8 protein-coding genes are annotated in these 10,378 nt (G+C 73.9%); 5 read left to right on the forward strand and 3 right to left on the reverse strand.

Annotated elements, in window-relative coordinates; genetic code table 11:
• Complete coding sequence (locus ACIGO6_RS02720) at positions 1 to 2,127, reverse strand: molybdopterin oxidoreductase family protein (protein ID WP_399870272.1); 2,127 nt, start codon at positions 2,125 to 2,127, stop codon at positions 1 to 3.
• A 103-nt stretch (positions 2,128 to 2,230) separates the two neighbouring features.
• Complete coding sequence (locus ACIGO6_RS02725; RefSeq protein WP_399870274.1) at positions 2,231 to 2,917, reverse strand: vancomycin high temperature exclusion protein; 687 nt, start codon at positions 2,915 to 2,917, stop codon at positions 2,231 to 2,233.
• A 166-nt stretch (positions 2,918 to 3,083) separates the two neighbouring features.
• Between ACIGO6_RS02725 and ACIGO6_RS02730 the strand changes: the two genes are divergently transcribed.
• From ACIGO6_RS02730 to ACIGO6_RS02750, 5 genes are all read left to right on the forward strand, one after another.
• On the forward strand, positions 3,084 to 3,956 hold the full coding sequence (locus ACIGO6_RS02730) for a sirohydrochlorin chelatase (RefSeq protein WP_399870276.1): 873 nt from the start codon (positions 3,084 to 3,086) through the stop codon (positions 3,954 to 3,956).
• A gap of 38 nt (positions 3,957 to 3,994) precedes the next feature.
• Complete coding sequence (locus tag ACIGO6_RS02735) at positions 3,995 to 5,335, forward strand: deoxyguanosinetriphosphate triphosphohydrolase (protein WP_399870279.1); 1,341 nt, start codon at positions 3,995 to 3,997, stop codon at positions 5,333 to 5,335.
• Positions 5,336 to 5,415: 80 nt separating this feature from the next.
• The gene (locus ACIGO6_RS02740) at positions 5,416 to 6,681 is read left to right on the forward strand and encodes an NAD(P)/FAD-dependent oxidoreductase (protein ID WP_399870282.1); all 1,266 of its coding nucleotides are present in this window, start codon (positions 5,416 to 5,418) and stop codon (positions 6,679 to 6,681) included.
• 110 nt (positions 6,682 to 6,791) lie between these two features.
• Complete coding sequence (dnaG, locus tag ACIGO6_RS02745; RefSeq protein WP_399870285.1) at positions 6,792 to 8,714, forward strand: DNA primase; 1,923 nt, start codon at positions 6,792 to 6,794, stop codon at positions 8,712 to 8,714.
• 98 nt (positions 8,715 to 8,812) lie between these two features.
• Positions 8,813 to 10,117 (forward strand): RNA polymerase sigma factor, encoded by a 1,305-nt coding sequence (locus ACIGO6_RS02750; RefSeq protein WP_399870288.1) that lies wholly within the window; start codon positions 8,813 to 8,815, stop codon positions 10,115 to 10,117.
• Here ACIGO6_RS02750 and ACIGO6_RS02755 read toward each other — a convergent pair.
• Positions 10,114 to 10,347 (reverse strand): hypothetical protein, encoded by a 234-nt coding sequence (locus ACIGO6_RS02755; RefSeq protein WP_399870291.1) that lies wholly within the window; start codon positions 10,345 to 10,347, stop codon positions 10,114 to 10,116. The two genes, ACIGO6_RS02750 and ACIGO6_RS02755, sit on opposite strands and share 4 nt — an antisense overlap.
• Between the last annotated feature and the right edge of the window lie 31 nt (positions 10,348 to 10,378).

Consider the following 10,378-nt stretch of genomic DNA (forward strand, 5'->3'; position numbering starts at 1 on the left):
CTACGACGTGACCGCCACCTCGGGCGCCACCGCCACCGCCTCCACCCGCACCGCGCACACCTTGAACTCCGGCATCCGCGACGTCGGGTCCAGGGCCGGGTTGGTCAGGGTGTTGGCGCGGCCCTCGCCCGGCCAGTGGAAGGGCATGAAGACGGTGTCGGGGCGGATGCCGGTGGTGATGCGGGCCGGCGCCACCGCCCGGCCGCGCCGGGAGACGACGGCCACCGGGTCGCCCTCGGCCGCCCCGAGCCGCGCCGCCAGCCGCGGGTGCAGTTCGACGAAGGGGCCGGGCGCGGCGGCGTTCAGCTCGTCGACCCGCCGGGTCTGCGCGCCGGACTGGTACTGCGCCACGACGCGTCCGGTGGTCAGCAGCACCGGGTACTCGTCGTCCGGTTCCTCGGCGCTGGGGCGGTGCGTGACGGGGACGAACCGGGCCCGGCCGTCGTCGGTGGCGAAGCGGTCGAGGAAGAGTCGGGGAGTGCCCGGATGCCGGTTGGCCGCTTCAGTGGCCTCATCCGTCGGCGCCGGGCACGGCCAGAACACCCCGTTCTCCTCCGCCAGTCGCCGGTAGTCGATCCCGGAGTAGTCCGCAGGACCACCCGCGCTCGCCCGGCGCAGCTCGTCGAAGACCTCCTCGGGCTCGGTCGGGAAGCCCTTCTCCACGCCGAGCCGGCCGGCCAGCTCGTGCAGTACCTCCAGGTCGGTGCGGACCCCGTCCGGCGGGGTGATCGCGCGCCGCCGCAGCAGCACCCGGCCCTCCAGGTTGGTCGTGGTCCCCGTCTCCTCCGCCCACTGCGTCACCGGCAGGACCACGTCCGCCAGCGCCGCCGTCTCCGACAGCACCACGTCGCACACGGCGAGGAAGTCCAGCGACCGCAGCCGCTCCTCGATGTGGGCGGCGCGGGGCGCCGACACCACCGGGTTGGAACCCATCAGCAGCAGCGACCGGATGTCCGTGCCCAGCGCGTCCAGCAGCTCGTAGGCGCTGCGCCCCGGCCCCGGCAGGGAGTCCGGGTCCACGCCCCACACCTCGGCGACGTGCCGCCGCGCCTCCGGGTCCGTCAGCTTGCGGTAGCCGGGCAACTGGTCGGCCTTCTGCCCGTGTTCGCGCCCGCCCTGTCCGTTGCCCTGCCCGGTCAGGCAGCCGTATCCCGACCGGGGCCGTCCGGCCCGCCCGGTCGCCAGGCACAGGTTGATCCACGCGCCCACCGTGTCCGTGCCCTTGGCCTGCTGCTCGGGCCCGCGCGCGGTGAGCACCATCGCGGCCTCGGGCTCACAGAACAGCCGTACGGCCTCCCGCAGATCGGGGACGGACACCCCCGTGATCCGCTCCACGTACTCCGGCCAGTGCGCCATCGCCGCAGCCCGCGCGTCCTCCCAGCCGGCCGTGCGCTCCTCGACGTACTCCTCGTCGACCCGGCCCTCGGCGACGACCAGGTGCAGCATCCCCAGCGCCAGCGCCAGGTCGGTGCCCGGCCGGGGCGCCAGGTGCAGGTCGGCCTGCTCGGCGGTCTTGGTGCGGCGCGGGTCGACGACGATCAGCGTGCCGCCGTTCTCGCGCAGCTCGGTGAAGTACCGCAGGGACGGCGGCATCGTCTCCGCCGGGTTCGACCCGACGAGGATCACGCATCCTGTCTTCGGGATGTCCTCCAGCGGGAACGGCAGCCCCCGGTCCAGCCCGAACGCCTTCGTGCCGGCCGCCGCGGCCGACGACATGCAGAACCGCCCGTTGTAGTCGATCTGTGAGGTCCCCAGCGCCACCCGGGCGAACTTGCCCAGCGTGTACGCCTTCTCGTTGGTCAGCCCGCCCCCGCCGAACACCCCGAGGGCGTCCGCGCCGTGCTCGTCCCGCGTGCGGACGAGGTTCCGGGCGATCCGGTCCAGCGCCTCGCCCCAGCCGGCCGGCACCAGCGCGCCGTCGGCGGAACGCACCAGCGGCGACGTCAGGCGCACGTTCGACGCGAGCACCGCCGGCGCCGTACGCCCCTTGCCGCACAGCGCCCCCCGGTTCACCGGGAAGTCCGCGCGCTCGCTCACCTCGACACCCCCGTCGGCGGCGGGCGTCAGATTCATCCCGCACTGCAGGGCGCAGTAGGGGCAGTGCGTGGGCGTCGCGGTGTTCTGCATGACGCCCAGCGTGCGACGCCCGTGTTACACGACCGTGCGGCGGTTTGTTACGCCGACGGGACGGTGACCTCCCCGCCGCTCCCCGGCCACGGTGAGGGCCGCGTCACCGTTCACCGGCCAGGGCGCGCGCCACCCCCGGCTCCTTCGGGCCGAGGAACCTGGGATCCGGCTCGAAGACCGCGTCCAGCGCCGCCTTGCCCGCCGCGAGGATCTCCCGGGCGCCCCCGTAGTACCAGGTCGCGTCGTGTACGGCATCGACGCCGACGCCGTACGAGACCACCCCCGCCTCCTGGCACAGCGCCACCGCCCGCCGGATGTGGAAGCCCTGGCTGATCAGCACCGCCCGGTCCACCCCGAAGATCTTCTTCGCGCGCACGCAGGAGTCCCAGGTGTCGAAGCCCGCGTAGTCGCTGACGATCCGCCCGTCGGGCACGCCGTGCCGGACGAGGTAGGCCCGCATGGCGTCCGGCTCGTCGTACTCCTCACGGCTGTTGTCGCCGGTCACGAGCACCACCTCGATCCGCCCCGCGCGGTACAGCTCGGCCGCCGCGTCCAGCCGGTGCGCCAGGTACGGCGACGGCTCGCCGTCCCACAGTCCGGCGCCGAAGACGACCGCGACCTCGGTACGGGGCACGTCGGCCGTGGTGCGCAGCCGGTCGCCGGTGACCAGGTGCATCCACGTCGCGGGCAGCAGTGCCAGTACGCACCCGGCCACGACCGCCTGGATCAGCCTCCGCTGCCCCCTGCGGGTGCGGGGCAGGCGCGGTCTGCGAAGTCTCGGGCGGTGCATCGGTCGGGTTCCCTCCCCGGGTCGGTTCCTGCCCCCAGGGACGTCCGGACGCGCCGTCCGGTTCACCGTCCGCTCACACGCGCGGCCCGGCGCCGTGTGAACCGACGGAAAATCCCTGTGACACCCACGCAACGGGGCGGCAACGTCCCGCCGCCACCATCGCTGCATGACGGCGACGACAGTGCTGGACAGGACGAGCAGGGTGAGCGGCGCGAGCGGGACGAGCAGCGTGAGCGGAACGAGCACGGCGAACCCCGGCGGGGGCGCACCCGCCCTGGTGGTCGTCGCCCACGGCAGCCGCGACCCGCGCGCGCTGAGCACCGTACGCGCCCTCCTCGACCGGGTACGCGCCCTGCGCCCCGCCCTGCCGGTGCACCTCGGGCACATCGAGCTGAACGCGCCCCTGCTGCCCGACACGCTCGCCGCCCTGGGGGAGAGGGCGGCCGTCCTGGTCCCGCTGCTGCTCAGCCGCGGCTACCACGTCAAGCAGGACATCCCCGAGATGGCCGCGGCCTCCCCGGCCCGCACCGGCGTGGCGGCTCCTCTCGGCCCGCACTCCCTGCTCGTGGACGCCCTGCACGACCGCCTCACGGAGGCCGGCTGGCCCGCCCGCGCGCCCCGCGACGGCGCCGTCGTCCTCGCCTCCGCGGGCTCCCGCGACCCGGAGTCCCGCACCGACACGGGCCGCACCGCCGCCCTCCTGGCCGAACGTCTCGGCGTCCCGGTGCTCCCGGCGTACGCCTCGGCGGCGGCACCGACGGTGCCGGAGGCCGTGCGCGCGCTGGCCGCCCGGGGATACCGCCGGGTGGCCGTCGCCTCGTACTTCACGGCCCCGGGCCGCTTCGCGACGGAGTGCGCGGCGGCCGCGCCCTGGATCGCGTCCGCCCCCCTGGGCACCCACCCGGCGATGGCCCGCCTGCTCCTGCACCGCTACGACCAGGTGTCGGCGGCACGGGGTGACGACAGCGCCCCGGAGGGGGCGCGACCCGCCGCCACCGAACCCGCACTCGCCCGACAGCAGCATCCGGCACACGCGTAGGCCCCCCACATGTCACACCCGCCCCGTACTGTCATGACATGGAAGGCACCGCACCCCCGCCCCCGTACGACCCGACGTCGGTCGCCCGCTACGCCACCGAACCGGACAAACGCCCCGGCCGCACCGCCTTCCAACGCGACCGCGCCCGCATCCTGCACTCCGCCGCCCTGCGTCGCCTCGCCGGCAAGACCCAGGTTGTCGCGCCGGGGGAGGGCAGCCCCGTCTGGGACGCCAGCCCCCGCACCCGGCTCACCCACTCCCTGGAATGCGCCCAGGTCGGCCGGGAACTCGGCGCCGCCCTCGGCTGCGACCCCGACCTCGTCGAGGCCGCCTGCCTCTCCCACGACCTGGGCCACCCGCCCTTCGGTCACAACGGCGAACAGGCGCTGAACGAGTTCGCCGAGGACTGCGGCGGCTTCGAGGGCAACGCCCAGTCCCTCAGGCTCCTCACCCGCATCGAGCCCAAGCGGTTCACCCCGGAGGGCTCCGTCGGCCTCAACCTCACCCGTGCCGCCCTCGACGCCGCCACCAAGTACCCGTGGCCCCGCGGCGCCCACCCCACCGACCCGGCCTCGCCCAAGTTCGGCGTGTACGACGACGACCGGCCCGTCTTCGAATGGCTCCGCAAGGACGCCCCCGGCGCCCGCACCTGCTTCGAGGCCCAGGTCATGGACTGGGCCGACGACGTGGCGTACTCCGTGCACGACGTCGAGGACGGCCTGCACGCCGGGCACATCGACCCGAACTGCCTGCTCGCCGACCCCGAACGGCAGGCCGTCTTCGACGTCGCCGTCGGCCGCTACGTCCCCGCCGGCACCGACCACGCCGAACTCGCCGCCGCCCTCGACCGCCTCCTCGCCCAGGACTGGTGGCCGCACGGCTACGACGGCTCGGCCGTCGCCCAGGCCCGCCTGAAGGACGCCACCAGCCAGCTCATCGGCCGCTTCTGCCTCGCCGCCGAGGCCGCCACCCGGGCCGCGTACGGAGGCGGCCGGCTCACCCGGTACACCGCCGAACTGGTCGTCCCCCGCGAGGCCCGCATGGAATGCGCCGTCCTCAAGGCGGTCGCCAACCGGTACGTCATGCAGCGCGCCGAGCAGGAGCGGCTCCGCGCCGACCAGCGCGTCGTCGTCGCCGAACTGGCCGAGGCGCTCACCGCCCGCGCCCCCGACGGCCTCGACCCCCAGTTCCGCGCCCTGTTCGACACGGCCGCCGACGACCGTGCCCGCAAACGGGTGATCGTCGACCAGATCGCCTCCCTCACCGACGCCTCGGCCCGCTCGCTTCACGCCCGCCTGACGGGGCATCCACGAGACTGGCGGGACAGAGGTGGCCCGATCCGGTCCCGGGCGCCCGAAACAGGGCCCTCCGTGGCCTGATCGGGTCACTCCCTCTTTCCCGCACCACACCGCGTGCGGGACGCTCGCATGTGGCGGCACCCTGACGAGGAGGCAAACAAGTGGTCGACGCGGATCAGACATTCGTCATCGTCGGAGGCGGCCTGGCCGGCGCGAAGGCGGCCGAGACGCTCCGCTCGGAGGGGTTCACCGGCCGGGTGATCCTCATCTGCGACGAGCGCGACCACCCCTACGAGCGCCCACCGCTGTCCAAGGGCTACCTCCTCGGCAAGGAGGACCGCGACAGCGTCTTCGTGCACGAGCCCGCCTGGTACGCACAGCACGACATCGAGCTGCACCTCGGCCAGACCGTCGTCGCGATCGACCGCGCCGCCAGGACCGTCCACTACGGCGACGACGGCACCCACGTCAGGTACGACAAGCTGCTCCTCGCGACCGGCGCCGAGCCCCGCCGCCTCGACGTCCCCGGCACCGGCCTCGCGGGCGTCCACCACCTGCGCCGCCTCGCCCACGCCGAGCGCCTCAAGGGCGTCCTCGCCTCCCTCGGCCGGGACAACGGCCACCTGGTGATCGCCGGCGCCGGCTGGATCGGCCTGGAGGTGGCGGCGGCGGCCCGCGAGTACGGCGCGGAGGTCACCGTCGTCGAGCCGGGCCCGACCCCGCTGCACGGTGTCCTCGGCCCCGAGCTGGGGTCGGTCTTCGCCGAGCTGCACGAGGCGCACGGCGTCCGCTTCCGCTTCGGCGTGAAGCTGACCGAGATCGTCGGCCAGGACGGCGTGGTGCTGGCCGCCCGCACCGACGACGGCGAGGAGCACCCCGCGCACGACGTGCTCGCCGCGATCGGCGCCGCCCCGCGCACCGCGCTGGCCCAGGCGGCCGGCCTGGAGATCGCCGACCGCGCGGCCGGCGGCGGCATCGTCGTCGACGCGAACCTGCGCACCTCCGACCCCGACATCTACGCGGCCGGCGACGTGGCCTCCTTCCCCCACGCCCTCTTCGACACCCGGCTGCGCGTGGAGCACTGGGCCAACGCCCTGAACGGCGGCCCGGCCGCGGCCCGCGCGATGCTCGGCCAGGACCTCGCCCACGACCGCGTGCCCTACTTCTTCACCGACCAGTACGACCTGGGCATGGAGTACTCCGGCTGGGCGCCGCACGGGTCGTACGACCAGGTGGTGATCCGCGGGGACGCCGCCAAGCGCGAGTTCATCGCCTTCTGGCTGAAGGAGGGCCGGGTGCTGGCAGGGATGAACGTCAACGTGTGGGACGTCACGGAGCCGATCCAGCAGCTGATCCGCTCGAAGGCCCAGGTGAACACGGAGGCGCTGGCCGACCCGCACATCCCGCTCGAAAGCCTCGTCGCATAGCTGTCGTACCGCCGCCGTGCTGCGACTCCCGGGGGACAACCCCCGGACCCCCGGCCGGGGGCCGGTCACCTCAGCGGAGGAGTGTCGGCGCCGCCCCGTAGAATTCAGGCGTGGCAGGACGGATCAACGACGAGGACGTGAAGGCGGTACGGGACGCGGTCCCGATCGACGCCGTCGTCTCGGAGTACCTCCAGCTGCGCAACGCGGGCGGCGGCAACCTGAAGGGTCTGTGCCCGTTCCACGACGAGAAGTCCCCGTCCTTCCAGGTCAGTCCGAGCAAGGGTCTCTTCCACTGCTTCGGCTGCCAGGAGGGCGGCGACACCATCACGTTCGTGATGAAGATCGACCACCTCACCTTCTCCGAGGCGGTCGAGCGTCTGGCCGGCCAGGCCGGCATCACCCTGCGCTACGAGGAGGGCGGGTACAACCCGGCCCACCAGCGCGGCGAACGCATCCGCCTGGTCGAGGCCCACAAGATCGCCGCCCAGTTCTACGCGGAGCAGCTGGCGACCGGCCCCGAGGCCGACACCGGCCGCACCTTCCTCGCCGAGCGCGGCTTCGACCAGACCGCGGCCGAGCACTTCGGCGTCGGCTACAGCCCCCAGGGCTGGGACCACCTCACCCGCTACCTGCGCGGCAAGGGCTTCAGCGACAAGGAGCTGCTCCTCTCCGGCCTCTCCCAGGAGGGCCGCCGCGGCCCCATCGACCGCTTCCGCGGCCGGCTGATGTGGCCCATCCGCGACATCGGCGGCGACGTCGTCGGCTTCGGCGCCCGCAAGCTCTACGAGGCGGACAACGGCCCGAAGTACCTGAACACCCCCGAGACCGCGATATACCGGAAGTCCCAGGTCCTGTACGGCATCGACCTGGCCAAGAAGGACATCGCCAAGACCAGTCGCGCGGTCGTCGTCGAGGGCTACACGGACGTCATGGCCTGCCACCTCGCCGGCGTCACCACCGCCATCGCGACCTGCGGCACCGCCTTCGGCGGCGACCACATCAAGATCCTGCGCCGGCTGCTGATGGACAACGGCTCGGCCCGCGTGATCTTCACCTTCGACGGCGACGCGGCCGGCCAGAAGGCGGCCCTGCGCGCCTTCGAGGACGACCAGAAGTTCGCCGCCGAGACCTATATCGCCATCGCCCCCGACGGCATGGACCCCTGCGACCTGCGGCTGGCCAAGGGCGACGACGCGGTCGCCGACCTGGCCGAGCCGCGCACCCCGCTCTTCGAGTTCGCGCTCCGCCAGATCGTCGCCCGCTACGACCTGGACACCCCCGCCGGCCGTGCCGCGGCGCTCGACGAGGCCGCCCCGGTCGTCGCCCGCATCAAGAACAGCGGCGCCCAGCACGAGGTCGCCGTGCAGCTCGCCGGCATGCTCGGCATCCTCGACACGCAGTTCGTGGTCAAGCGCATCGCCCAGCTGGCCCGCTGGGCCCGCGACCGCGGCGGCAAGGGCCCCGCCCCCGACCGGCAGCAGCGCGGCGGCGGCAGTGGCGGCCCGCAGCAGTACGCCGTCCCCGACCGGGCGGCCCCCCGAGGCCCGGCGCTGAACCTGCGCAACCCCGTCTTCGCCACCGAACGCGAGCTGCTCAAGCTCGCCCTGCAGCGCCCCGAGCTGGTCTCCCCGGCCTTCGACGCGTACGGCGTCGACGAGTTCACCGCCCCGCCCTACGCCGCCGTGCGCCAGGCGGTCCTGGAGGCGGGCGGCGCCGAGCTGGGCGTCCAGGACCCGCAGGACTACCTGGTCCGCGTCCGCGAGGCCGCCCCGGACGACACCGTCCGCGCCATGGTCACGGAGCTCGCGGTCGAGGCGATCATGCGCCGCGCCGTCGACGAGATGTACGCGGGGGAGGTCCTGGTCCGGGTGCGGCGCCGGGCCGTGGAGCGCCGCGTCCGCGACGTCAACGGCCGGCTGGCGCGCCTGGCCGGGCACGGCGACCCTGCCGAGCTGGCCGCCGTGCAGAACGAGCTGTGGGTCCTCCAGCAGTACGACCAGACCCTGCGCGTCCACGGCGCCGCCGCCCTCTGACACCCCCTCCGGGATAACCGCCGGGTCACGGACCGGACGCAAAAAGTCACCGCACGCCCCTCGTGGCGGCGATGTGTCGTACCCCACACTGGGGTGCGGTGCCTGAGTCCTCGGAGCGCGGCCGACCCGTACCGGACGGGTCCCTGATCCCCGCGGTTCCGTTCAAAACGTACGGGACGGACAGCGGCGAGCGAGCCGACTCCGCCCCCGAAGTACCGCTGCCGCCCCCGCCGGCAGCGTCCATCCTGGAGGTCGCCCCCGTGCAGACCCAGACCCTCACCCAGACCGACGCACGTACCGACGGCGCGGAGCCGGACGCCGACAGCGCGGTCCTCGTCGCGATGCCCCCGCAGCACCGTGCCGTGCACCACCCCGACAGCCGGCCGGACGAGCCGCCCACCGCGGACCTCGAAGCGGCCGACCACCCCGGCGACCCCGGTGACGCCCCCGAGCCCGCCGAAGCGCCGCCGCCCACCCGCACGGAGAGCGGTGGGCCCTCCTCCGACCTCTTCCGCCAGTACCTGCGCGAGATCGGCCGGATCCCGCTGCTCACGGCGGCCGAGGAGGTGGAGCTCGCCCGCCGCGTGGAGGCCGGGCTGTTCGCCGAGGAGAGGCTGCGGCTCGGCGCCGACCTGGACGACCGGCTCGCCCTGGACCTCGACCGGCTCGTCGTCATGGGCCGCGTCGCCAAGCGCCGCCTGATCGAGGCGAACCTGCGGCTCGTGGTGTCGGTGGCCAAGCGCTACGTCGGGCGCGGGCTGACCATGCTCGACCTGGTCCAGGAGGGGAACCTGGGCCTGATCCGGGCCGTGGAGAAGTTCGACTACGCCCGCGGCTACAAGTTCTCCACCTACGCCACCTGGTGGATCCGCCAGGCCATGTCCCGGGCCCTGGCCGACCAGGCACGGACCATCCGTGTCCCGGTCCACGTCGTGGAACTGATCAACCGGGTCGTCCGCGTCCAGCGCCGCATGCTGCAGGAGCGCGGCTACGAGCCGACCCCGCAGGAGGTCGCCGCCCACCTGGACCTGGCCCCCGAGCGCGTCGGCGAGGTCCTGCGCCTGGCCCAGGAGCCCGTCTCCCTGCACGCCCCGGTCGGCGAGGAGGACGACGTCGCCCTCGGCGACCTGATAGAGGACGGCGACGCCGCCAGCCCCGTCGAGTCGGCCGCGTTCCTGCTGCTGCGCGAGCACCTGGAGGCGGTCCTGTCCACCCTCGGCGAACGCGAGCGCAAGGTCGTCCAGCTCCGCTACGGCCTGGTGGACGGCCGCCCGCGCACCCTGGAGGAGATAGGCCGCATCTTCGGCGTCACCAGGGAACGCATCCGCCAGATCGAGTCCAAGACCCTCAACAAACTCCGCGACCACGCCTTCGCGGACCAGCTGAGGGGCTACCTGGACTAGGCGCCCGAGCCCGGTCGGGTGTCCGGGCCCGAGGCCTCCCGTCGCTTCCGGGCGTCGATGCCGGCGCCGACCGCCACGCCGAACGCGAGCCCGAGTGCGAGGCCCAGGCCCAGGTTGTCGCTCAGCTGCCCGAGGCTGATGCCGAGGGCGACCCCGATCGGCATCCACAGTCCCAGCGCCGTGCCGGGCTGCTTCGGGCCCCGCTCCGGGTCCTTGTCGTCGTCCGCCATCGCGTCCCGTTCCCCCCGTGTCCGTGTCCAT

Origin of the sequence: Streptomyces sp. NPDC053750 (assembly GCF_044544295.1) — a bacterium.
In the GTDB taxonomy this organism is placed as follows: Bacteria; Actinomycetota; Actinomycetes; order Streptomycetales; family Streptomycetaceae; genus Streptomyces.